The organism is Pseudoalteromonas sp. SR43-5, assembly GCF_014163835.1.
Classification (GTDB): Bacteria; Pseudomonadota; Gammaproteobacteria; order Enterobacterales; family Alteromonadaceae; genus Pseudoalteromonas; species Pseudoalteromonas distincta.
Genome location: NZ_JACJEA010000016.1, coordinates 1 through 24,824, shown reverse-complemented (window position 1 = coordinate 24,824; position 24,824 = coordinate 1). Strand labels below are relative to the sequence as shown.

Sequence of the window (24,824 nt, the reverse complement as noted above, 5' to 3'; positions counted from 1 at the left end):
TTAAACCGCTTAACGTAAGCGGTTTAACCAAATTAGCTTACGGCGGCTCATTTGTGCTACTTGCTCTTTTTTTAGTTCTAAATGGCTTAGCGCTTCTTCAGTTATATCTACTACATCACCTACACCAGCTACGGCCCATAAGGCTTCTTCTAAATCTTTAGCTTTGTGCATTGCGTACTGACTTACGTATTTTAGCTCATTAGAAAGATAATCAGTATCGGGGCGACCTGTGCGCGATATATACAAACGCATTACGAATATAAGTTGCGATGTAATACCTTTACTAATTTGTTTATAAAAGCTTGAGTAGTCTTCACCTAAAGCGCATTGGCTAACAATAGCCTCTTCAATACTGCCTTTTCGAGGATCGAAGTTAATAGCAAGTGTAAAAGCAAGCGGTGCATCTTGGCGGCTGCGATCTTTAATATTTGGTGTTATTACATTAATAATTTGCTCTTCGGTCAGAATGCTCGAAAAGTCAGTTTTGTTACTTAATAAACCAAAGTTTTGCAAAATCACGTGCATAGGGCTGGCGTATAACCCATATCCAATTGCGCCGGTTTTAAAGTGTGCAGCTTCTTTGTGTAAATATAGCGGAAATTGGCAAACGCTTTTTGTAACCATATTTCTAAGTGCGGTAGATAAGCCTTCTACTTTAGGTGCTTCTTCAGATACTTTAAGTTTGTCTTTATTACCTTCTATTAGCTGAGTGAAAAAGGTCACGCCAGCATGGGGTAAATCAGCAATACGATTTGCTTTTAGGTTAATAGTAGTAAATGACTTACTGATGGCCATTACTTCGTACTTTAGTTCACTAAGCTTATGCTTTTTAGTTATTTTTTGAAGTTCAGGGAATGCTAAAAGTACTATATCGCCTTTTTTAAATGTGGCAGGTTGTTCGCACTCTAACTGCAAACCCATTACCGAAAAGTCACGTGTATAGCCGTTAAATACCTCATCATTAATAGTGACACTAACTGGTGTTTTATAAAGGTAGCGCTTATGCGAGCGTAAATTTACGTATTCAAGTGGCACAATATCTAAGTAGGGTGGTGTTTTGTGTTTTGCGTGGCCAAAGTGCTTGAGCTGATTTACTAATGCTTTATCAAAAGTAAGTTGTTTATAATTTGCTTGTTCAGCTTTATTGCCAATATTTGTAAGTACAACAATATACTTAACATCTTTTATAAGGCCTTTTACACGAGGTGAAGGCGGCTTATTTAATTTTTCTATATTTTCACCGGCACTATTAGGTAGTGAAAGCGGTATAAAAGAATCATCTGGATGACTTGGCATTACTTGTATTTTAAAGCACTGCCAGCTCTCTTTTTGGCTACCAAAACCTAAAAATAGATCACGTAATTTAGGGTTGTTATTTAACTCTGTACGCGTCGCTGAGTAGTAATAAATTTTACCTGATGATATATGTGTAAATGTATAGAGGTAATCTTCTTTTACTGCGGTAATTTGAGTTAGTAATTGTGTAATACGCTGATGATTAAGTATATTGTACAAACACGGTATTTTTCTTTCATCGGTAAAGTAGCGCTGAATAAAAATATTATTTTCAGTGGTAAGGCTAAGGCTTGGGTAATATTGCTCATCTTTTTTACTTAAAAACACATATAAAGACGTTACGCGAGGAATGTAGTACTGCTCATACCCCTTTGATACTACAGCATCGAGCGTATTATCTAGATTTACTTTATAACGACGCTTATTACCATGAATAAAACTTTCTAAAAAGTCATTAAAGGCATCGTTGTTTTCTATATAAGTGCGCTTTAAGCGGATGTGATTAAATTCACGAGAGATATTTTCTACTGCAACAACTTCGTATTGAATACCGTTTTTTAGGCCAAGTTCAAAGTCTTGCTCAAGGCCTACTAAGCGCATTGCGATGAGTTCGCCTTTTTTTATAGAGTAGCGCGTTGCAAGCTTAACTTTACAACCGCTTAAAGATATATCTGAGGTGCTAGCAGCAATGTTCTTTTTATCTTTGTAATCAATCGTTACTTTTATTGAGTAATTCATCCGTTCTTCACGGCGGCTCTCGTAAGAGGCAAACTTAATTACTTCAGTGTTTAAGTTATTTTCTAACTCTTGTAACTCTGATTTTTCGGCTGCTTGTTTTTGTAATACGCGGTGGTTATTTTCTGTATTCATTACGGCTTCGTAAACAGCTAAGGTGTATTCACCATGTTGTTTAAGCGCTTTTTCAAACACTTCAATGGCTGTGTCATCCATAAAGTGTTGCTTGCCGTTATGCTCATATGGTTTTACTTGGCCTGTCACTAATCCACGAAGATCAACAAAACGTGCCACTGGCTGAGATAAACGCGACATTTCCATTTTCATTAAAAATTGCTCAGGTTTAGTTAACCCTGCGGTTTTTGATTTGAAAATCAGATCAAATTTAGCGTTGCCTAAATATGTTTTTAACTCATTCACGAGGTCTTCGTGTTTGAGCATTATGTCATCAGCCATTTATAAAACCATCACCGTCTAATTGAAAAAGTAGGTATACTGTTAAGTCCATTTATTAGAAGTTCAATAAACGTTAAATCGCGCTATGTTATTAATATAGGTACAATTATTTGAGTTACTACTGTTTAGCTCTTGTTATGTATGTGTTATTTGCCATTTTATTGGCAAGTTACTTTAAACTATTACAAAGCAAAAAGTATGCCCTAAATTATAGCTAAAAAGAAACACCATGTGTATTTATTGATTGTGACGCTAGATTTTTAAGCAGGCAAGAGTTTGTTGCTAAGTAAATGCCTGAAATGGCAAAATAAGCGCTTAATAGTAAGAATTTTTTTTAATTAAAGAATAGTAGGTAAAGTTATCAATGGCTAAAGCGGCAAAAGTAGAATTTGTTTGTACCGAATGTGGCATGAACTATCAACGTTGGCAGGGTCAATGTCGCTGCGGTGCGTGGAACACATTAGCGGAATTTAAGCCTTCAGCAGGGCACAGTAAAAAAGCATCAATACGAGCAAACGTTGGTGGTTATGCTGGTGGTGTTGGTGGTGGCTCTAAAAAAATCAATGATATTGCTACATCAGAGGCTGAAAAGCAGCTAACTGAAATCGGCGAGCTTGATCGCGTACTAAGCGGCGGGGTGACTACTGGCTCTGTTAATATAATTTCGGGCGATCCGGGGGCGGGTAAGACAACTTTGCTATCTGACTTAGTGGCGAGAATGTCACAGCGGATGCCGTCACTTTACTGTACGGCAGAAGAATCTTTATCGCAGTTTAAAAACAGGGTAAATCGTTTAAAGTTAAACTATAACCCGGACGAGCTTTATTTACTTTCAGAAACGAGCGTTGAAACCATCATCGAAGAGCTCGAGAAAAATAAAATTAAGTTTGCTGTTATTGACTCTATTCAAGCTGTTGTAACCGATACGGCAAATGGTAGCCCAGGTTCGCCTTCGCAGGTAAAAAGCGCCGCCCAAGCATTAACTCAGTACTGTAAGCAAAATGATGTAACCATGTTCATTATTGCTCACGTAAATAAAAATAACGAAATAGCAGGCCCTCAAACACTTGTACATATTGTTGATGCGCTTTTACACATAGATACCAACGATGGGCAAATACGAACCCTTAGGGCAAATAAAAACCGCTTTGGTGATATTGATACTGTTGGCATTTTTAAAATGTGTGAACGTGGAATGTTAAGCGTTGATAATCCAAGTGAAATATTTTTATCGGGTTCAACCACCGACTCACCTGGCTCTACTATTACCTGTATTCGTAAAGGGAATCGTAATTTATTGCTTGAGATTCAATGTTTAACTACCGAAACAGAAGCTGAATTTCCGCAGCGTGTTTGTGTTGGTTTAAATATGAATCGTATAAAAATGCTGACCGGTATATTACGTAAGCATACTAAAACTAAAATATTTCACGATACGTTTTTTAATATTGTGGGTGGTTTAAGAATTGATGAGACAGAAACCTGCATCGATTTAGCATTAGTAACCGCGTTACTTAGCAGTTTAAACGAATTTGTTGTACCTCGTACCACGTGTATTATGGGAGAACTTAGCTTAAACGGCGATGTACGCCCAATAGACAGTGGTGTACCGCGTGTTAAAGAGGCTGCACAACATGGTTTTACAGAAATATATATTCCATTTCGCAATTACCATAAATCGATGGAAGGGCTAGGCGCTAAAATTACCCCTGTAAAAACCGTACATGAGTTACTTAGTTTGATTAATTAACACTTATCGGTGATGTTCTTCAGTGTTACTCTTAAGTTGAGACACTTTATAGAAAGAATTAAATAAGGAAATGACATGAAAAAATTAGTTATAGTTGCAGCTCTTGTGGCCGCAGGCGTGGGTGGTGTTAGTTACGCAAACTACGTAGCAACTCAAGAAGTGCGTGCAGAAGTAGATAAGCAACTTGCTTTAGTAAGCGAGCAAACTGGCGCTACATTTAAATACGCTGGTTTATCGGCAAGTGTTATTTCAAAGAGTGTAGAAATAACAAACATGGAAGTAATAAGCCCTGAAGGTGACAATGTTGCTAATATTCAAAGCATTGAAATAACTGGCTACGAGCCGGATAAAATATCACCACATACATCATTTGATGTAAAAAGCTTTCAGTTTGATAAAAGCTTCGTATCAAAATTACCAGCTGATACAAACGAAATGTTAGCGTCGGCAAGTTACGACTTACATTCATCACTTGATTACGATGAAGAGTCTGGCAATAGTGATGTAGTAGTTAAGCTTGATGCAAAAGACATTGTTAGTTTTAATATGGATATGGGTTTAGCTAATTCAAAAGCGTTAATGGATGCTTCATTGGCTATTAGCAAGGCGCAGCAAGAAGCGGGTGATCAACCGCTGACGTATGAGCAAGAATTACAGCAGCAAACACTTGTTATGCAAGCAATGAGTAAATTAGAGCCGCGTAATGTTAGCTTTGCCTTAAATAACCAGGGTAAATTAAAAGATTTACTCTCAAGCGAGCTTGAAAAGCAAGGTATGACGCTTGAGCAAATGGAAATGACGCTAGAGCAACAGTTACAACAAGATCCTGTAACTGAAGATATTGCAGAGGCTTTAACTAGCTTTGCGAAAGGTTTAAATTCATTCAGTGTGTCTGCAAAGCTACCTGAAGGTAAAACTATGATGGAAATTAACCAACAAGTTATGATGCTAGTAGGGCAACCTGAAGAGCTAGTTAAGTTTATTAACTTAGAAGTTAAAGGTGATTAGGCCTTAGTTCTGTATTAATAAAGGCGCCAATTGGCGCCTTTATTGTAATCTTATTAGCTAAAGCAATTTGCTTTTATAAGATCAGTGATTATTTGTTGTGATGGTTTTATTTTTTCCATCGCTAAAAATTCATCAGGCTGGTGTGCTTGGTTAATTGAGCCTGGGCCCATTACAATCGTTTCACAACCGAGTTGCTGGATAAACGGCGCTTCAGTGCAGTAATTTACTGCGACCGCTTTTTGCCCCGCTATTTTTTCAGCCATTTTTACTAAAGCACTGTCGGTGCTCCCACTAAATGCCGGTATTGGTTCATGTAAATCAATAACGCTCACCGCATTTGGGTATTGCTGATTTATCTCTTTCGTTGCATCGAGTACTAATGCTTGTAGTTCTTGTACACTTAAACCTGGTAATGGGCGCATATCTATATGCATTTCACAGCAACCACAAATTCTATTCGCGTTATCGCCGCCATGAATATTACCTAAGTTTAATGTTGGATAAGGGATTTCGAAGTGGTTTATTGAATACTTATGCTTTAATTGTTCTTTTAAGATCATCAATTTTGTAATCACTTTATGCATTACTTCAATGGCGTTAAGACCACGTTCGGGATCGGAGCTATGCCCAGAGCGACCAACCACTCTTATTGCTGTACTCATATGGCCTTTGTGCATAAATACTGGCGTCATATCAGTAGGTTCGCCTATTATACAACGCGCAGGTTTTAAATTCGGGTGCTTACATATTTGTTGTGCACCAGCCATCGTTGTTTCTTCGTCGGCGGTGGCAAGGATTAAAATAGGCTGAGTTTGCTGCTTTTCATCAAGTTCACTAATCGCTTGTAATACAAAAGCAAAAAAGCCTTTCATATCAATACTTCCTAGCCCATACAATTTGTTATCGAGTTCGGTAAGTTTAAATGGATTATGATTCCAACGACTGTCATCAAAAGGCACTGTGTCGGTATGACCAGCTAGCATTAATCCGCCATCACCTTCTCCGCGTTTTGCTAATAAATTATAGCGCCCTTTACCTCCTTCTAATTCTATAATTTCACACGTAAAACCGATTGTTTCGCACCAACTGGCTAGGAGTTCAATTACGTTTTTATTGCTCATACACAGGTTGTCTTCAATAGCACTAATAGAAGGGGCTGCAATCAATTGTTGGTACATGGAAATAAACGAAGGCAAAGGCATAAAAAAATCCAAAATTATTATTCAATTTAATTGCATAACAATATAAAAGTATTTATGATGAATATCAATTCACTTTTTAAGCATAAATATATTAAAAGTAACGCCATGAAAATAATGCGACGATAATCAAAATTCATTAATAAAAAAGACTTAATTAGCGTCTAAGCTAGTTTAAGCGAACATTATAGATAAGTAGTAATTAATTTTAAGATAACGAGTAACAAATGAATGTAGTGATTATTGGCGCAAGCGGATACAGCGGCGCAGAGTTAGCAAGTTTAGTTGCTAAGCATCCAAACTTAACTTTAACAGGCTGTTATGTATCTGAGGGTAGCTTAGATAAAAATAAATTGCTAAGTGATTTATACCCAGAGCACCTTGGCTTACTAGACTGCCCTTTACTTCCTCTTAGCGTATCAGCTTTTGATGACATTCAAAGTGATGCTGATTACGTATGCTTATGTACCGATCACAAAGTAAGTGTTGATCTAGCGCCGCAATTTTTAGCTATGGGTAAAAAGGTATTTGATTTATCTGGTGGCTACCGTTTAGCAAGCAATGACGACTACGTTACTTACTATGGTTTTGAGCATCAACATCCAGAGCTTTTAAATGAAGCGGCTTACGGTCTAGCTGAGTGGAACCATGATGCTATCGCTAATGCAAAGCTAATTGCTGTTGCAGGCTGTTACCCAACAGCAGCGCTTAATGCGCTAAAACCGCTTAAGCAAGCAGGCTTATTGAGCAGCGAAAGTATTATTATTAATGCGGTTTCGGGCGTTACAGGCGCAGGGCGTAAAGCCAGTGTAGGAACGCATTTTTGTGAAGTGTCGCTTGCACCTTATGGTTTGTTTAACCATCGCCACGGCCCTGAAATTGAACAACACCTTGGCCACAAAGTGTTGTTTACACCGCATCTAGGTAATTTTCCGCGCGGTATTTTAGAAACTATTTATGTACAGCTTAAGCCAGGCGTTACCAAGGAAAACGTTGCATCGGCTTATCAAGTACTTTCGAGCGAGCCATTAATTCGTTTATTAGGCGATAAAGTACCTTCAATTAAAGGTGTAGCTAAGCAGCCATTTGTTGATATTGGCTGGCAGCAACAAGGAACGCAGTTAATTGTGATGTCTGCTATTGATAACTTATTAAAAGGCGCTGCTGGACAAGCTTTGCAGTGTATTAATATTTCTATGAATTTAGATCATACCACTGGTTTAAGAGGAGCGTTTTAAATGAGTAAAAAAACGTGGGTAATTAAGCTAGGTGGTGCAGTACTTAATACAGAAAATGCAGCAAAAGCGTTGTTTGATGTATTAAATGAGCAAACAAATGATGAATTTGTCATTGTACATGGCGGTGGCGCTTTAGTTGATACATGGTTAAAACAAGCGGGTTTTGCCAGTGCTAAACACCAAGGATTACGTATTAGCCCAGCAGAGCAAATGCCTTATATAGTGGGTGCGCTTGCAGGTTGCGCTAATAAACAATTAATGACTCAAGCTATTAGTGCTGGGCACAAGCCTGTCGGCTTAAGTCTTTTTGAGGCAGGTGTTACTGCCACTCAAAAGCTAAAAGCGCTTTGCTTAGTGGGTAAATGTAAAAGCAACGACGATTCTATTGTTAATGATTTACTTAAAATCGGTCGCCTACCCATTGTTAGCTCTATAGGCTTTGATGAGCAAGGGCTTTGGTACAATGTAAATGCAGATGAAGCAGCAGCGGCTATTGCTAGTAACTTAAATGCCGAGCTTATTTTTATGACGGATGTTGAAGCAGTGCTTGATGAAAATAAACAGCCGTTACATCAACTTGACACAAAACACATTGATACTTTAATTACAAATGGAGTAATTGTGGGCGGGATGGAGGTCAAAGTTAAGACCAGCCTTCACGCTGCCCAACATTTACGACGCGGTGTGTATATTTCCAGCTGGCAAAAGCCAGAAAATTTAACTGCTCTGCTACAAGGCGAGCATGTCGGAACTAAGATTACACCATAGGTTTATTATGTTTGAGAATTTTTTAACGGGTTTAGAGTTAGACCAAGAAGGCGCACTTAATTTATTAAAGTTAGCGCAAGATATAAAAGCAAAACCAGAAAAATACAGCAATGTATTAGCGGGAAAATCAATCGTAACATTGTTTGAAAAACAAAGTTTACGTACTCGCTTATCGTTTGATATAGGTATTAACCGCCTTGGTGGCCATGCAGTTTATTTAGATCAGCAAAATGGCGCTATGGGTGCACGTGAATCAATTAAAGATTTCGCACTTAATATTTCTACTTGGGCCGATGGTATTGTTGCGCGCGTAAATCAGCACAGCACATTAACTACATTAGGTGAATACGCATCAGTACCGGTAGTAAATAGTTTGTGTGATTTATACCACCCATGCCAAGCGCTTGCTGATTTTTTAACGCTTCAAGAAGTTCACGGCGATGTGAGCGAGCTTAAAGTGGCTTACTTAGGTGAGGGCAACAATGTAACTCATTCATTAATGCTTTTAGCGGCAACGCTTGGCACTGATTTTGTTGCTGTAACGCCAAAAGGCAGCTCGCCTGATTCGCAAATCCTTAAAAAGGCAGAGCAAATAGCGGCAATGAATGGCGCATCAGTGATGGTAAGTGACCGTGTTGAAGCGGCTGTTGGTGCAAACGTTGTATATGCAGATACATGGGTATCAATGGGTGATACAACACCGCTTGAGCAAGTTAAAGAAAAATATATGCCTTATCAATTAAATCAGGCATTGCTAGATCAAACCGGTGCAACTACGGTATTACATTGCCAACCGGCACACCGTGAATTTGAAATTACCTCTGAGGTAATGGATGGTCCAGCATCGAAAATTATTCAACAAGCAGAGAATCGCATGCACGCGCAAAATGCTTTGCTAGTTACATTACTAAATCCAAATTTTGTTAAGGAACACCTATGAGTTCAATTAAAAAAGTCGTTTTAGCCTATTCAGGTGGTCTTGATACATCGGCTATCGTGCCATGGTTAAAAGAAAACTACGGTTGTGAAGTTGTTGCGTTTGTAGCGGATGTAGGTCAAGGCGCAGAAGAACTTGAAGGCGTAGAAGCTAAAGCAATCGCTTCAGGTGCTTCAGAATGTTACGTAGTTGATTTAAAAGATGAAATGGTAAGTGATTACATTTATCCAACACTTAAAACGGGCTCGATTTACGAAGGTACTTATTTACTAGGTACGTCTATGGCGCGTCCTATTATTGCTAAAGCACAAGTTGAAATTGCACGTAAAGTAGGTGCTGATGCACTTTCTCATGGTTGTACTGGTAAAGGTAATGACCAAGTTCGTTTTGAATCATGTTTTGCAGCCCTTGCTCCAGATTTAAAAGTAATTGCGCCATGGCGTGAGTGGGACTTATCGAGTCGTGAATCATTACTTGATTACTTAGCAGAGCGTGACATTCCGTGTTCAGCATCTGCTACAAAAATTTATAGCCGTGATGCTAACGCTTGGCATATTTCGCACGAAGGTGGTGAGCTTGAAGATCCATGGTGCCAACCAACTGAGCAAGTATGGACTTGGACTAACTCTCCAGAGCAAGCACCAGATAAATCAGAACTAGTAACTTTAAAAGTTGTTGAAGGCGAAGTGGTTGCTGTAAATGGCGAAGAACTTAAACCATATGACTGTTTAGTTAAATTAAACGATATTGCATCGCCTCATGGCGTTGGACGTGTTGATATTGTAGAAAACCGTTTAGTAGGTATGAAGTCACGCGGTTGTTATGAAACACCAGGTGGCACAGTAATTATGGCTGCGCTTCAAGCCATTGACGAGCTAGTGCTTGATAAAGCAAGCCGTAAATGGAAAGAAGTACTAGGTGGTGAATTTTCACATTTAGTATACGACGGACGTTGGTTTACACCACTTAAAGATTCTATTTTAGCTGGTGCAGAAGCACTTTCTAAAGTGGCAACAGGTGAAGTGGTACTTAAGCTATATAAAGGTCAAGTAACTGCGGTTCAAAAGCAATCACCAAATAGCTTATACAGCGAAGCATTTGCTACATTTGGCGAAGATGATGTGTATGACCAGTCACACGCTGAAGGCTTTATTCGTTTATTCTCGCTTTCAAGCAGAATTTCAGCATTGGCTAAAAAGTAAATTATTTATAGCCCCTTATAAAAGGGGCATTACAGGGTTTGGAGAGATTTCATGGCATTATGGGGCGGACGTTTTTCTACGGGTCCAGATGAGGCGTTTAAGCAATTTAACGACTCTCTTCCCTTTGACTACCAGTTAGCAGAGCAAGATATTATTGGCTCTGTGGCATGGGCTGGTGCACTTGAACAGGTAAATGTACTTTCAAGTGATGAGCATACAAAATTAGTTGCTGCATTAAATGAGCTACTTGAAGAAGTTAAAGCTGATCCACAATCAGTTGCTACTTCAGGTGCAGAAGACATTCATTCACATGTTGAAGCTGCTCTAATTGAAAAAGTAGGTGATTTAGCTAAAAAATTACATACAGGCCGAAGCCGTAATGACCAAGTTGCCACCGATTTTAGACTATGGTGCCGTGATACAGCCGATCATTTACTAGATGCCATTGCACAGCTAAAAGGCGAATTTGTAGCGCTTGCAGAGCGAGAGCTTGGCACAATATTGCCAGGTTACACGCATTTACAGCGCGCACAACCAGTATTGTTTAGCCACTGGTGTATGGCGTATGTAGAAATGCTAGAGCGCGATGAAAGCCGCCTGCAAGATGCTAAAGCGCGCATGAATTTTTGCCCATTAGGCAGTGGTGCATTAGCAGGTACAGCTTATCCGATTGATCGCCAAGCATTAGCCCACGGATTAGGTTTTACAGCGGCTACAAAAAATAGCCTTGATGGCGTATCTGATCGTGACTTCGTGTTAGATCTTTTAAGTTGTGCGTCTATTTCGATGATTCACTTATCTCGTATGTCTGAAGATCTGATTTTTTATAATTCGGGTGAAGCCGGATTTATAGAGCTTGCTGATAACGTCACGTCAGGCTCATCGCTCATGCCTCAGAAAAAAAATCCTGATGCACTCGAGCTTATTCGCGGTAAAACCGGACGTGTATTTGGTGCATTTAGCGCTATGATGATGACATTAAAAGCGTTGCCACTTGCATACAATAAAGATATGCAAGAAGACAAAGAAGGCCTGTTTGACGCTATGCCAACATGGCTTGCATGTATTCATATGGCGCAAGCGTGTATTAAAGGCGTAAAAGTAAATGGTGATAAAACGTTAGCAGCGGCAAAAGGCGGCCACGCTAATGCCACTGAACTTGCTGATTACTTAGTTGCTAAAGGTGTGCCATTTAGAGAAGGGCATCACATTGTGGGTGTACTTGTACAGCTTGCGATTAGCGAAGGTAAAACGCTTGAGGAGCTATCACTTGAACAGTACAAATCAGTAAACACTGTATTTGAAGACGATGTTTACCCAGTACTTGAAATTGATGCGTGTATAAAAGCGCGTCAAGCGCTTGGTGGGACGTCTATTGAGCAAGTAACTAATGCTGTTAAAGAAGCCAAAAAAAAACAGCAAATAACGGTACGTGATGCAAATTTAGATGATGTAGAGGCAATTGCCACACTTATACAGCACTGGGCAACGGTAGGCGAAAACCTGCCTCGTGCAAAAAGCGATATGGTGCACTCCATTAACGAGTTTGCCGTTACTGAAATAAATGGAAAAGTGTCAGGTTGTGCATCGTTATACATTTACGATACCGGCCTTGCTGAAATACGCTCATTGGGTATAGACCCAAAAAGTAAAGTGACGGGGCAGGGTAGACAGCTTGTAGAGCACCTACTTGCTAAAGCCAAAAAATTGGCACTTAACCGAGTTATTGTATTGACCCGTGTCCCCGATTTCTTTGAACAACAACGTTTTACTTTTTGTAGCAAAGACTCTTTGCCTGAAAAAGTAATGAAAGATTGTGAACTTTGCCTTCGTAAAGAAAATTGTGACGAAGTAGCAATGGAATATATTTTGAAGCTAAGTACACGTGCGGAGATCCCGTGTAAATACGTAGCTTAAACTCCCTGGATACAAAAAACGTACGGTTATCCCTGTGCGTTTTTTTATATTTGCAGCAAACTGGTCGGAGCTGTTTGGTTTGATTATATTTTTGAGTGAATTTTAATGCGTCAAAAAAAGTTGGCACATTGATTGCTAATTATTAGGTAGATAGCAAAATAGCTATCACTGCTTAAAACAGGTAATGCATTTATCTACATAATAATGTGGTTAAAAGTTGCACCAAATATAATTAAAACTTTTACAAGGATCAATCACATGCAAGTTTCAGCTAATAGCCAATTACAAATGCAAGCATACAACAAAACACAACAATTAAAGCCTGCAATGGAACAAACTGCTAGCCCTAAAACCCTGCAATCTGATACAGTGAGCTTTTCTCAAGAGGCTATTGCTGCAGCTGGTGCAGAATTACAGCGCGGTGGTGGTATGATACCTATAAAACCTAAGTGATTAATTAAGGTTATAAATGTTTTTAACTGAGTTTTTTGGCTTTTTTTCCCTTTCTGCATTTACAATGTGGGGGTTTTTAATGGCATTTTTTTTCAATGTCTTTGTTTACTCCCTAAATGTAAAAAGAGATACAAACCTATTGTTCAGTTCGTTTGTAATGATGGTTTCTTATACACTATCAGATTACTTCTTTACATGGCTGTCGATAAAAACTACAGTATATTTGGATTGGGCAATATATGATGTCCTAACTATTCTAATTCTTTCTGTGAGCCTAGCCTGTAAGAAAAAAACCTCCGTTTCATTCATATACTTGACCGTAGGACTATCGATAAATTTAACTTTTTTTCTTTTGATGTATTTTGATTTATATGTACATCAAAACAAAGAACGGTGGTTATTATGGGACATTTACGCAGTTTCAGTTAATATTATAGACGTAATAATGATTGTTGCACTTATTGTTGATAGAGACTTTCTCGGTCTTCATAAATTAAAAAATAAAACTATCAACTACTTCAAGTCAAACGATACCCATAAAGTAACCTAACTTAAATGTACGTTACTGAAGCCCTGATGGATTATGTAGAAGCTTTCTCTCAATGGGGATTTTTAATGGCTTTCTTATACTGTTTAGCTTCCAGTATAAATAAAGAAAATAAATCCTCGGTTTATTTATCAGCGCTTATGCTCTGCTCATATATTTCCAGTGGTTACATAAACTTATTAGAAAGTTTATATTTAAATTGGGCGCTCTACGATTTTATTACAATTTTAGCTTTGTTAACTTTACAGTACTTCAAAGTGCTCCAACGTTCTGCAGCTTTTCACTTCATAATAATTTCGTTAACGATAAATGCAGTACTTACCTTAATACTGCACTATGATCTATATGTCTTGTATAATATTGAGCCTTGGTGGTATTGGAGTTTTTATTCGATAGGTGTTAACTCTATAGATACTCTAATGATGCTTTCATTAGTACTCAATAGGAACATTATACAGATGCTACATTTAAAAGCCTTCAAATTAAACTTGAAAAAGTCGTAAAATAATGGGTGAACTTTTGGTAAGTCCAACAGTGTCATTGTACATAGGTGCATTTGTACAATGGGGATTCCTTATGGCATTTTTATACTCCCTTGCTCATTCGATTAATAAGTCTAATAAAGAAAGAGTTTATTTGTCTTTAGTTATGAGTATTTCATATTCATTTAGTATATTTACAAATCTTAATACGGTAACTTATCTCGATTTTTTGTTTTCCGATACTTTAACTCTCCTAGTTATTATTTTCCTTAGGTGGCTCTGGCATGGTGGTATTACCTATTTATATATTATTACTGGTTTAGCTATAAACTCAACTCTGCATTTTCTCATGCATTACGACATCTATATATCAAATAATACAAGCTACTGGTGGCTTTGGAATGCTTACGTAATAGGGGTTAACGCTGCTGATTTCATAATGGTAGCTATATTTTTTATAAACAAAGATTTTTTAGCTTTAGCTGCAATTAAAATATGGTTCCACAATAGTATTATGAAAAAGGAATAGAAGTAGTGGCTGATATACTTTGGGGTCTGGTAGATTTAGGATATAACGTAGCAATACTATTTACATGGTTCTTCCTAATCGCATTTTTATATAACCTATCAGCGAGTATTAATAAAAATGATAAAAGTAGAGCGCATCTTTCATTTATAATGATGGTTTCATATATATCTAGTCTTTTTATGGATCCACTGATTGAAAATCCTCACCTAAATTACTTCTATTATGATCTTGCTACTATTAGCGCCCTGATACTTTGGCGATTTATATATAAAAAATTAGTACCAATTGCTTTTGACTATTTAATTGTAGGGCTTTTTATTAATGCATGTTTATTTTTAGGTATGCATTACGATATTGAAATTGCAGGTACTCTTTACTATTGGTGGTTTTGGACAGTTTATATTTTTGGAATGTATTTTGTCGACTTTACAATGGCATTGGTATTAATCATCAATAAGGATATTTTAGGTTTGTATAAACTAAAAGGGTGGTTGCGAAATAATAAATTCATAAAGGGGCATGATGGCTGACATACTGTGGGATCTGGTAGCGATTAGAGATTATGTAGGTATATTTATTACATGGTTCTTTGTAATTGCATTTCTTTATAATTTGTCAGCAAGCATAAACAGTCCCTATAAAAATACAATGTACCTTTCTGGTATTATGATGATTTCGTATACCTTAAGTACACTGTTCGATATGGTTATAGTGTCTCACTTAAACTATTTTTACTTCGATATTGTAACTCTAATTATTATTTTTACGTTTCGGTACTGCAGTTGTGGCCCAATTCCTAACGCATTTTATTATCTTGTTTTTGGTTTGAGTATTAACGCATCTTTATTTTTAGCTATGCATTACGATATAGAGATTTTAGGTACTCTATATTATTGGTGGTTTTGGAACGTTTATGTATTTGGTATGTACTTTACAGATTTGATAATGCCATTAGCGCTTATCTTTAACAAAGATTTTTTAGGTCTAGTTAAGCTTACTAAATTTTTAACTGAAAAATTTAAAAGGTCACGCAATGCTTGATTTTTTATGGCAGCTGGCTGGTTTATACGACTATATAACCATTTTTACTACATGGTCTTTTGTACTCGCTTTTTTATATAATTTGTCTGCAAGCATTAACAAGTCTGACAAAAGCTGCACACAGCTTGCATTCATTATGATGGTATCTTACACCTCTAGTATTTTTATGGATCCCTTGAGCAAGACACCCCATTTGACCCTTTTTATATTTGATATCGTAACTATATTTTTTCTGATTATATGGCGGATATACTTTAGTAAAAATCTCCCCGTAGCCTTTTATTATCTTTTAGTCGGACTTAGCTTTAACGCATTTGTTTTTTTTGGAATGCACTACGACAGTATTGTTTTAGGAAATTTAGACTACTGGTGGTTTTGGGCCTTATATGCAATAGGGCAAATAATTTTTGATTTAACGATGCTTTTAGTTCTCCTAATTAATAAAGATTTTTTAGGTTTGGTTGCATTAAAACGGTATTTACTTAATCGTAGAAAAAGCACTCATCAAAAGGTTGAATAGAATGGAGGATCTATTTTGGCAATTAAATTCAGTTAATGAATATTTTGGAATACTTATTACATGGCTGTTTGTTTTTTCTTTTTTGTTCACTCTATCAATTGCCATTAATAAGCAAGATAAAAGCCGAGTTCACCTTAGCTTTATTATGATGGCTTCGTACATACTTAGTTTATTTATGGACATAACTACTGCAGCTCCGCATTTAAAGATGTTTATATTTGATGTACTAACAATTGCAGTTATTTTTATGTGGCGTATTTTTTTAGGACGCAAAATACCGTACGGATTTTATTATCTTATTGTAGGGCTTGGTATCAATGCCTCACTGTTTATGAGCATGTATATTGATAATACTCTTTATGGCAATCGGGACTTTTGGTGGCTGTGGATGCTGTATGGTTTACTTATGCCTATTATTGATATCACTATGGCGCTAATACTAATTATCAATAAAGATTTGCTAAAACTTGTTTGGTTAATTAAAAAATTAAAATCATCATCTATACAAAAGCCAAATTAGCGCATACAAGTTATGCGCTAATTCGGGAAGTGTTATTGGGCACCACAGCCCAATTTAGTTTTTAGCGCTTTGACAATTACAGGGTCTACAAACTCGCTTACATCACCATTGTGACGTGCTACTTCTTTAACAAGCGTTGATGAAATAAATGAATTTCGCTCTGCGGGTGTTAAAAATACACTTTCTAAATCAGGATTCAGGCGGCGGTTCATGTTAGCTAATTGAAATTCATAGTCAAAATCAGATACAGCCCTAATACCACGAATAAGCACATTAGCATTGTGATCGCGCGCAAGGTCAGCCAATAAGCCAGAAAAACCAATGACCTTAACATTATCTAAGTGACTTAAAATAGAGTTTGCAAGTTCAACACGTTCTTCAAGGTTAAAACAGGGTTTCTTACTTGGGTTGTTCGCAACCGCAACTAATACGGTATCAAACATTTTAGCTGCACGTTGAATAAGATCTGTATGACCATTGGTTAGTGGATCAAAGGTGCCAGGGTAAATTGCAATAACTTTCATAATGTTCACTATTTATGATTTTAGCGCTAGTTTAACAGTGTTTATGCCACAAAGCAGCCTAGCTAATAAAGCATATAAACACTTACTTTCTTTGAACAGGTCAGTCCAAGGTTTGAGTGTTTTAATGATTCATATTTGTTTATACTGTTTACCTCTTTTGAGTGTAATGTAGCCTATAGATAATTTGAGTATTAGCATATGAATACCAAGGATAAAATAATACACACCAGTATTTTGTTGTTTAACGAAAATGGTGAGCGTGCAATAACGACAAATCATATTGCATCAAACTTAGGGATGAGCCCGGGTAATCTTTATTATCATTTTAAAAATAAAGAAGACATTATCCGTCATATTTTTGCGCTGTATCGCGATCATTTAAATACTCACTTTAAACCTATTAATAAAGATGATGATGCATTTAATCATTTAACGGCTTATTTAGATTCGTTATTTGAATTGATGTGGCGTTACCATTTTTTTTACGACAATCTTGGCGATATACTCGCCAGAGACACTGAGCTAAAACAAGCTTACATTGATTTTCAGTTAGAGTTATTAGAGCAAGTTCGTAAAATTATTCTAGGTCTTCGCGATAGTGAAATGATTGCTATTGATGAGCAAGATGTCATTGATTTAGCCCATACACTAAAGTTAACTGTTAGCTTTTGGACGCCTTATATTAAGGCTCGTAGGCCAAGCGGTACCCTTGCTGAGCAAGATATATATCACGGTATTTTAAAAGTACTAACATTATTTAGAGCGTACAGTACCGATAAAAGTATCGATAAAATGAACCTGCTACGCGAAAAATACACCGAGTTAGCACAACAAGCCTTAGGGGCTGTGACCCTTCAAGATTAAAATTTTTCAATCTAGGAGCGATTAAATCGCGATGCGAGATTTGTAAGCCAGTAGGGTAACTGCTCCTGCGTTACCTTACTGACTAAATCTATATAGGCAACAAAGAGTTAATTGCCCTAAGGCAGAATCCTTCGAGCAGCGTATGTTTAGCATTTATGCTACGTTATCGCCTATTTATAGGGAATAATCACGCTACATAGGCTCTGCCTTGCTAAAATACCAAACACACTGCTGCAAATTCAACCTCGAAAGATAAACAGGCCCTCGCGGTTGCTTAGTCGATAATTATTGGTTGTTTCCTAGACGCTGAATTTTTTGCTATAATCGCGCGCCAAATGCCTGGGAGCGCGAATTCCCGCAGTCTAAGAGTGAACTATGCTTAAATTTATCGTCAAACTACATCCTGAAATAGCCATCAAAAGCCGTTCGGTCCGTAAACGCTTTACTAAAGTGTTAGAAAATAACATTAAGATTGTATTGCGACGTCTTGACGAAAAAGTACAAGTAAGAAATAACTGGGATAATATTTCAGTTGTTACAAAGCTTGAAGATGCACAAGTTCGCCTTGATTTTATCGACAGCCTTAAACGCATACCTGGTATCGTTCAGTTTATTGAAGTAACTGAGACGCAATTTGAAACTCTCGATGATATCTATCAAAAAACAATAGCGTTAGTGGGTCATACAATTGTGGGTAAAACCTTTTGTGTGCGTGCTAAGCGTATAGGCCAACACGACTTTACCTCGACTGATTTAGAGCGTTATGTTGGTGGTGGGCTAAATCAACATATTGAAGGCGCAAGCGTTAAACTTAGCCGTCCAGAAGTAACAATACGCTTAGAAGTAAAAGACGATAAAGCTTATATTGTTTCGCAAACGCATTTTGGTATGGCGGGCTTTCCACTACCAACGCAAGAAGACGTGCTTTCGCTTATGTCGGGTGGTTTTGACTCTGGCGTAGCAAGTTACCAAATGATTCGTAAAGGCGCACGTACGCACTTTTTATTCTTTAATCTAGGTGGCGCAGCGCACGAGATTGGTGTTAAGCAAGCGAGCTATTTTTTATGGAAAAAATACAGCTCAACACATAAAGTTAAATTTATAACAGTTGATTTTGAACCTGTTGTTGCTGAAATTCTAGAAAACGTTGAAAACAGCCAAATGGGTGTTGTACTTAAACGTATGATGATGCGAGCAGGAAGTGTAGTGGCTGAAAAGTTAAACATTCAGGCGCTTGTCACTGGTGAAAGTATTGGCCAAGTATCTAGTCAAACATTAGCGAACTTAAGCGTGATTGACCGCGTTACTGAAACGCTTATTTTACGCCCGCTAATTCAAAATGATAAACAAGAAATTATTAATCTTGCTCGCCAAATTGGTACAGCTGAAATGGCTGAAACGATGCCTGAATATTGTGGTGTTATTTCTAAAAAACCGACAGTTAAAGCCAAAATTGAAGTAATAGAAGCCGAAGAAGAAAAGTTCGATTTTGATGTGCTAGATACCGTAGTAAATAACGCGCGCATAATGGATGTACGCGATATTGACGTAGAAGCAAAGCAAGAGCTAAAAGAGGCTGAGTCGGTTGCTGATTTACCTGCAGGCTCTGTAGTAATTGATATTCGCTCACCAGAAGAAGAAGAAGCTGCACCGCTTGTAATCGATGGTGTTGAAGTGGTGCATTTGCCGTTCTTCCGTTTAGCTACTAAGTTTGGTGATTTACCAAAAGACACTGACTACTATTTATATTGTGACAGAGGCGTAATGAGCCAACTACAGGCACTTATGCTGCACGAACAGGGCTTCGAAACTGTAAAAGTTTATCGCCCGTAAAGTTAAAAGCTTATATAAGCGTGGTTTATACCACGCTTTTTTTTGCCTGAATTTTGACTAACAACTCATCGTTGTAAGGCGTTGGAATACTGTAAAGTTTACCTTGTTGGCTAATATAGCCACATATAGCTGATATTTCAGTTTCTCTATTGTGAGCTATATCTTGCTGCATTGATGAGTAATTATTTGCGGTTAACTCCATTATTTTATAAGCGGTATTGAGAGCTTTAATTAATGGGATATTAAGCCCTTGAGCCTTTGCAATATTGCATGCTTCAGTGAGTGCATTAAAAATTATTGTATTGTACTTAGGTGCACGTAATTCGCCATTTTTTACATTACTTAAAGCGCTTAATGGATTAATGGCAATATTGACGAGTAGCTTTTCAAAACGAAGCTGCTGAATGTTATTAGTAAACTTTAGGTTGGGTATTACTTTAAAAATATCAGCTATTGGCGCGCTATTTTGAAGTGCAAGCTCATTACAGCCACCAATAACGCTTTGTCCTTCACCTGTGTGTTGCACAATATATTGGTTTGATTTAAAGCCCGCTATGCTTGTCGTTAAAAAGTAGAGTGCTTGATGGGTGTTTAGCTGGTTATTTATCTCATCAACGTTGCCCATTCCATTATGCGAAAGTACAACAGAGCAATGTGTCGGTAAAAATGGCTTTATTTGAGAAAACGCATCAAGCACTTGAAAAGCTTTAACGGTAAATAAAATTACATCAAATTCAGTTGCTTTATCTAACTGATTTAATGAAATAAATTTTGCGTTAATTTTTTTTGATGCACCCTTAGCTCTGCTGTAAAAGCGGGTGTTTGTTGGGTTTTTACGAGTTAAAACACTGACATTATGCGATGCGCTCAAAAAGTGGCTCAGCAATAAGCCAATAGCGCCATCGCCAACGATTAAAATATTAGCCATGTGGGTTCTTTTTTCGAGGTGTAAAAATTACTCTAAGTAAAAAGTAGCTTGCAGCACCTGCAAAATCAGCAAAAAAATCACCAAGTGATGCTTGCCTATAAGGAAGTGCGTCTTGCATTATTTCTATCGAGGCGCCATAGCCTGCTAATAAGAGTATTTGAGCATATAAAGGAAGCTTAAAAGCCTTATCCATTATTATGGCTAATATAAAAAAAATCCCAAAATGGGCGACTTTATCAACATGAGGGAATAAATTTACAACGCCACCTTTTATTTCTTTAGCAAATAAAAAGGTGAAAGCCACTATGCTGATTAAAAAAACTGCTTGATAAACACGCCTTGTCACGACAAATCCTAAAATCGCTTAAAAAAGAGGCGCAAGTATATCAAACTAATTTAGTATCGCACCTGAACAAGATGCAGAAAAATGTAAAGATTTATAATTTTAGCGTTATAATTGCCACATAAAATTAAGATTAAATAGTTAGGAGTATACTAATGCCTTCATTTGATATTGTATCTGAAGTAGAAATGAACGAAGCTAAAAATGCGGTTGATAACGCAAACCGTGAACTAGAGACTCGCTTTGATTTTAGAGGCGTTGATGCATCTATTGAGCTAAACGATAAAACAATTAAGCTTAAAGCAGAAGCTGACTCTCAAGTTATGCAGTTGTTTGATATTTTAGCGGGAAAAATTTCAAAGCGCGGTATGGATGTAGCTAGTTTAGAACTTCAAGATATTAGCCGTGCAGGAAAAAATGTATTTCGTAACGTTGGGTTAAAGCAAGGTATCGAAAAAGACATGGCCAAAAAAGTGGTTAAAGCCATTAAAGATTCAAAAGTTAAAGTACAAGCCGCTATTCAAGGCGAAGAAGTGCGTGTGACAGGTAAAAAGCGTGACGATCTTCAAGAGGCAATGCAGGTAGTACGCAGTGCCGATTTAGGTCAGCCTTTTCAGTTTAAAAACTTTCGCGACTAATTTATAAACTGTTTTTAATAAAAATGCTTTAATTTGTCTATATTTGCAGACAGATTAAAGCTACTTAATTTTTACAACTTTCCCACCTTATCCTCTCGTAGTTCTGCATGTATTAATCCACCTTTTGATATTTAAGCTATTATATTTAATTGAATATAATAAAAATTTCACTCTAGAAGGTATTAAAATGAGACCCCATCAATTATTTCTGTTATTTGTTTTGCTTATATTTACCAAGCCAAGCTTATCAAAGCCAGTTGATATTGATGTATTGGTCGAAGATGGCTACTTTCCGATTATTATTAACGCGCAAAAAAAGCAGGGCTTTGCTCCTGAGTTTATTAATATTTTAAACGACGCACAGGAGGAATTTAACTTTATACTTATTTCTTTACCTGTAAAAAGGCTTACTTTGTCTGTTGAAAAAAATAACTTCGACGTTTTATTTTTAATGGCAATGCAATGGCTACCAAAAACAACGCAGAAAAACATTGAAAAAACTGAATTTTATACCATCACCAAAAACGAGCTTTATACACTCAAAGAGAATGCATCAGAACAAACTTATTTTGACAATCTGGACAAATTAACCAAAGTTGGGGTTTTAGGGTACTCGTATCAATTTGCAGGATTTAATACAAATGCCGAATACTTGAGAGAAGAGCACCAGGTAAGCCTTACAATCGATGAATTCAATGTAGTTAAAATGCTGCTATTAAGGCGCGCTGAAGTCGGGGTTTTAAACAGTATTGCTTATCAGTATTTTAAAAAGCAGAATATCTTAAATATGGATTTACTATTTAAGAGTGACGTACCAGATGCAGTGTATGAAACACATTTTTTGATTAACTCACAATCAAATAAAATATCTAGTAGCAAAATGGATGAAATATTAAATTTACCTACTACACAAATGCAACTTCAGAAGCTACTTGATAAGTACGGTATTCCTTCAAGCTATAATAATACAGCACTAAACTGAAATGGCTTTTAGCTATATAGACGTCCATTGACATTTGTAAACAAAATGCTCACAATGACGGCATATTTTCAAGGTGCTTGCTAGCCACTTCATGTAATGATTTTTTTAGCAGGATAATCGGGAAGTTGGTGCGTTTTCATGATGACTACAAGCCCAACACTGCCCCCGCAACGGTAGAGTATTGCATGTTTTTATGTGCTTACTGAGTCCGGAGACCGGCCTTGATGCAATCTTACTTACTTAAATCTTTGCGGTGGGCAAAGGTAGGGGACCTCATGTTAAACAAAACAACTCTAGGCGTTGCAATTTCTGCTGCGCTTTCATTTTCTGTGTCTGGTGCAGAGCAATCAATTGAAAAAATAACCGTTACAGCTAATAAGTTTGAGCAATCAATTAACGACGTTTTAGCGAGTGTAAATGTTATTGAACGTGCTGAAATAGAAGCTAGTAACGTACGCGATTTACCTACACTTTTAAGCACGCGAGTGGGTTTTCAGGTTAATCCAAACGGTGGTTTTGGTCAAAATACAGGTGTGTCACTTCGTGGTACAGGCTCTGGCGATACGTTGATTTTAATTGACGGTGTACGTACAGGCTCAGCAACACTTGGTCAAAAAGCACTAAATAATGTCCCTTTAAATAGTATTGAACGCATAGAAATTATTAAAGGCTCTCGCGCGGCTGTTTATGGCTCTGATGCACTCGCTGGTGTTATTAATATTATTACGCGTGAGTCAGATAACTTATCCCTAAGCGCTACATTTGGTTCTGACTCTTATCAAAATTATCAAGTTGCAGGCTCTGTAAAATCAGATGATATAACAACAGCATTTAACGCAGGCTTTGAAAAAACAGATAACTTTGATGTACTGCAAGGCGTAGCACCTGATGAAGATGGCTATGAAAATAAAAACCTTGGGTTTAAAGTAAACTACACCGATGCACATTACGGCGACTTTAAGTTATTAGGCCAATACAGTGAAGGTTATGCAGATTACGACAGTAGCTTTAGCCCAGCAGATAGTACGATTGAACGAGATGACTTTAAAAACTATCAACTTTCTGCAGGTTGGAGCAAAAACTACACTAACCAAACGCATAGTATTGATTTAGCGCTTTCAACAGATGATTCAGACAATACATATGTCGATTTTTCAGTTGGGCCAACAACAAGTACCTTTATAACTAAACGCACACAAATTGATTATAACGGCCAGTACCTGTTATCTAATGAACTTAACATTAGTGGTGGTATTAATTGGTACAACGATGATGTGTCGCATAGTTCGCAACCATTTGTTGAAGACAGCCGCGATGTACTTGCTGTGTTTGTAGGTGCTTACTATGATGCAGATAAAGTACTGGCTAATTTAACTGTTCGCCAAGATGATGATGAGCAATTTGGCGACGAAACAACGTATACAGCCGCTGCAGGTTATCATTTATCTGAAGATGCAACATTTCGTATAAGCCAAAGTACTGGCTTTAAAGCTCCTACATTTAACGATTTATATTATCCACTTTATGGTAACCCTGATTTACAACCTGAAAAATCAGTAAACCGTGAGTTAGGTTTGAGTGTAGATTTTGATATCGCGCAAGTTGATATTGCAATATTTAGAAACGATATAGAAGATAAGATTGATTACGATGCAAACTTTGCATTGGCTAATATCGATGAAGCACGTTACGAAGGGGTTGAATTTAGCTTATCTCAGCAGTTTTTTGGTTTTGATAGCAACCTTAACTTTGCTTACTTAAGCGCTGAAGACGAAGAAACGGGCGCAGAGTTGCGTAATGTTGCTAAACGTACTTTTAACTGGGAACTTGCAAAACAGTTTGGTGCTTTTGATGCAAGCTTAGACATGCAATACCGTAGCGACCGACAAGGTGCTGTGACGCGCTTAGGCTCTTATACACTCTGGAACCTAGCGGGTAATTATCAAGTAAATGAACATATTGAAGTTTCACTTCGTGTAGAAAACTTATTTGATAAAGAGTATAACGCTGTTGATTCAAACACTGATTTTACAACGGGTGAAGTGTATTACTACAACACGCCAGAGCGTCGCTTTTTTGCAGGCGCAAGCTACCGGTTTTAACGGTATTTATTA

22 protein-coding genes and 1 riboswitch are annotated in these 24,824 nt (G+C 37.3%); of the genes, 17 read left to right on the top strand and 5 right to left on the bottom strand.

Features of this window, described 5'->3' with window-relative positions:
• Positions 1 to 9 precede the first annotated feature (9 nt).
• Positions 10 to 2,487, bottom strand: coding sequence for a PilZ domain-containing protein (locus H5090_RS10980; protein WP_024596075.1), 2,478 nt, complete (start codon positions 2,485 to 2,487; stop codon positions 10 to 12).
• A gap of 364 nt (positions 2,488 to 2,851) precedes the next feature.
• Between H5090_RS10980 and radA the strand changes: the two genes are divergently transcribed.
• Together radA and H5090_RS10970 are read left to right on the top strand one after the other, a co-directional pair.
• Positions 2,852 to 4,237, top strand: coding sequence for a DNA repair protein RadA (gene radA / locus H5090_RS10975; RefSeq protein ID WP_002958769.1), 1,386 nt, complete (start codon positions 2,852 to 2,854; stop codon positions 4,235 to 4,237).
• A 75-nt stretch (positions 4,238 to 4,312) separates the two neighbouring features.
• The gene (locus tag H5090_RS10970; RefSeq protein WP_182695713.1) at positions 4,313 to 5,245 is read left to right on the top strand and encodes a hypothetical protein; all 933 of its coding nucleotides are present in this window, start codon (positions 4,313 to 4,315) and stop codon (positions 5,243 to 5,245) included.
• 53 nt (positions 5,246 to 5,298) lie between these two features.
• On the opposite strand, the gene argE is transcribed toward H5090_RS10970, so the two are convergent.
• Positions 5,299 to 6,447 (bottom strand): acetylornithine deacetylase, encoded by a 1,149-nt coding sequence (gene argE, locus H5090_RS10965; protein WP_149602219.1) that lies wholly within the window; start codon positions 6,445 to 6,447, stop codon positions 5,299 to 5,301.
• Between the two features lie 224 nt (positions 6,448 to 6,671).
• Here argE and argC point away from each other — a divergent pair, with 224 nt between their 5' ends.
• The 10 genes from argC to H5090_RS10915 all read left to right on the top strand — a co-directional run bounded on the left by argC (position 6,672) and on the right by H5090_RS10915 (position 16,598).
• Positions 6,672 to 7,682, top strand: a complete 1,011-nt coding sequence (gene argC, locus H5090_RS10960) for an N-acetyl-gamma-glutamyl-phosphate reductase (RefSeq protein ID WP_182695712.1) — start codon at positions 6,672 to 6,674, stop codon at positions 7,680 to 7,682.
• Positions 7,683 to 8,450 (top strand): acetylglutamate kinase, encoded by a 768-nt coding sequence (argB, locus tag H5090_RS10955; RefSeq protein ID WP_002958765.1) that lies wholly within the window; start codon positions 7,683 to 7,685, stop codon positions 8,448 to 8,450.
• 7 nt (positions 8,451 to 8,457) lie between these two features.
• Positions 8,458 to 9,390: an ornithine carbamoyltransferase gene (locus H5090_RS10950; RefSeq protein ID WP_002958764.1), complete on the top strand. Its 933-nt coding sequence runs from the start codon at positions 8,458 to 8,460 to the stop codon at positions 9,388 to 9,390.
• On the top strand, positions 9,387 to 10,589 hold the full coding sequence (locus H5090_RS10945; RefSeq protein ID WP_007377844.1) for an argininosuccinate synthase: 1,203 nt from the start codon (positions 9,387 to 9,389) through the stop codon (positions 10,587 to 10,589). The genes H5090_RS10950 and H5090_RS10945 overlap by 4 nt, the downstream gene beginning before the upstream one ends.
• Before the next feature lie 51 nt (positions 10,590 to 10,640).
• Complete coding sequence (gene argH / locus H5090_RS10940) at positions 10,641 to 12,506, top strand: argininosuccinate lyase (protein ID WP_149602222.1); 1,866 nt, start codon at positions 10,641 to 10,643, stop codon at positions 12,504 to 12,506.
• Positions 12,507 to 12,764: 258 nt separating this feature from the next.
• The gene (locus tag H5090_RS10935) at positions 12,765 to 12,959 is read left to right on the top strand and encodes a hypothetical protein (RefSeq protein WP_101164309.1); all 195 of its coding nucleotides are present in this window, start codon (positions 12,765 to 12,767) and stop codon (positions 12,957 to 12,959) included.
• Between the two features lie 1,054 nt (positions 12,960 to 14,013).
• Positions 14,014 to 14,517 (top strand): hypothetical protein, encoded by a 504-nt coding sequence (locus tag H5090_RS10930; RefSeq protein ID WP_182695711.1) that lies wholly within the window; start codon positions 14,014 to 14,016, stop codon positions 14,515 to 14,517.
• 5 nt (positions 14,518 to 14,522) lie between these two features.
• A complete protein-coding gene (locus tag H5090_RS10925) occupies positions 14,523 to 15,047 on the top strand; it encodes a hypothetical protein (protein WP_182695710.1) in 525 nt (174 codons plus the stop codon).
• A 503-nt stretch (positions 15,048 to 15,550) separates the two neighbouring features.
• Positions 15,551 to 16,078, top strand: coding sequence for a hypothetical protein (locus H5090_RS10920; RefSeq protein ID WP_182695709.1), 528 nt, complete (start codon positions 15,551 to 15,553; stop codon positions 16,076 to 16,078).
• Position 16,079: 1 nt separating this feature from the next.
• Positions 16,080 to 16,598 carry a hypothetical protein gene (locus H5090_RS10915; RefSeq protein ID WP_182695708.1) on the top strand — a complete coding sequence of 173 codons (519 nt, stop codon included), beginning with the start codon at positions 16,080 to 16,082 and terminating at the stop codon, positions 16,596 to 16,598.
• Between the two features lie 32 nt (positions 16,599 to 16,630).
• On the opposite strand, the gene coaD is transcribed toward H5090_RS10915, so the two are convergent.
• Complete coding sequence (gene coaD / locus H5090_RS10910; RefSeq protein ID WP_039484868.1) at positions 16,631 to 17,122, bottom strand: pantetheine-phosphate adenylyltransferase; 492 nt, start codon at positions 17,120 to 17,122, stop codon at positions 16,631 to 16,633.
• Between the two features lie 198 nt (positions 17,123 to 17,320).
• Here coaD and H5090_RS10905 point away from each other — a divergent pair, with 198 nt between their 5' ends.
• Together H5090_RS10905 and thiI are read left to right on the top strand one after the other, a co-directional pair.
• The gene (locus tag H5090_RS10905) at positions 17,321 to 17,986 is read left to right on the top strand and encodes a TetR/AcrR family transcriptional regulator (RefSeq protein ID WP_165744837.1); all 666 of its coding nucleotides are present in this window, start codon (positions 17,321 to 17,323) and stop codon (positions 17,984 to 17,986) included.
• Between the two features lie 375 nt (positions 17,987 to 18,361).
• Entirely contained in the window at positions 18,362 to 19,819 is a 1,458-nt protein-coding gene (thiI, locus tag H5090_RS10900; RefSeq protein WP_024595947.1) for a tRNA uracil 4-sulfurtransferase ThiI, read from the top strand.
• A gap of 25 nt (positions 19,820 to 19,844) precedes the next feature.
• On the opposite strand, the gene H5090_RS10895 is transcribed toward thiI, so the two are convergent.
• Both H5090_RS10895 and H5090_RS10890 read right to left on the bottom strand, forming a co-directional pair.
• Positions 19,845 to 20,747 (bottom strand): ketopantoate reductase family protein, encoded by a 903-nt coding sequence (locus tag H5090_RS10895; protein ID WP_024595948.1) that lies wholly within the window; start codon positions 20,745 to 20,747, stop codon positions 19,845 to 19,847.
• Positions 20,740 to 21,093 carry a VanZ family protein gene (locus tag H5090_RS10890; RefSeq protein WP_002958754.1) on the bottom strand — a complete coding sequence of 118 codons (354 nt, stop codon included), beginning with the start codon at positions 21,091 to 21,093 and terminating at the stop codon, positions 20,740 to 20,742. The genes H5090_RS10895 and H5090_RS10890 overlap by 8 nt, the downstream gene beginning before the upstream one ends.
• A gap of 152 nt (positions 21,094 to 21,245) precedes the next feature.
• On the opposite strand from H5090_RS10890, the gene H5090_RS10885 reads away from it, so the two are divergent.
• From H5090_RS10885 to H5090_RS10875, 3 genes are all read left to right on the top strand, one after another.
• Positions 21,246 to 21,728 carry a YajQ family cyclic di-GMP-binding protein gene (locus H5090_RS10885; protein ID WP_002958753.1) on the top strand — a complete coding sequence of 161 codons (483 nt, stop codon included), beginning with the start codon at positions 21,246 to 21,248 and terminating at the stop codon, positions 21,726 to 21,728.
• 187 nt (positions 21,729 to 21,915) lie between these two features.
• Positions 21,916 to 22,710, top strand: coding sequence for an ABC transporter substrate-binding protein (locus H5090_RS10880; RefSeq protein WP_182695707.1), 795 nt, complete (start codon positions 21,916 to 21,918; stop codon positions 22,708 to 22,710).
• A 54-nt stretch (positions 22,711 to 22,764) separates the two neighbouring features.
• A riboswitch (cobalamin riboswitch) is annotated at positions 22,765 to 22,949 on the top strand.
• Positions 22,950 to 22,985: 36 nt separating this feature from the next.
• Entirely contained in the window at positions 22,986 to 24,812 is a 1,827-nt protein-coding gene (locus tag H5090_RS10875; RefSeq protein ID WP_182695706.1) for a TonB-dependent receptor domain-containing protein, read from the top strand.
• Positions 24,813 to 24,824: the final 12 nt, after the last annotated feature.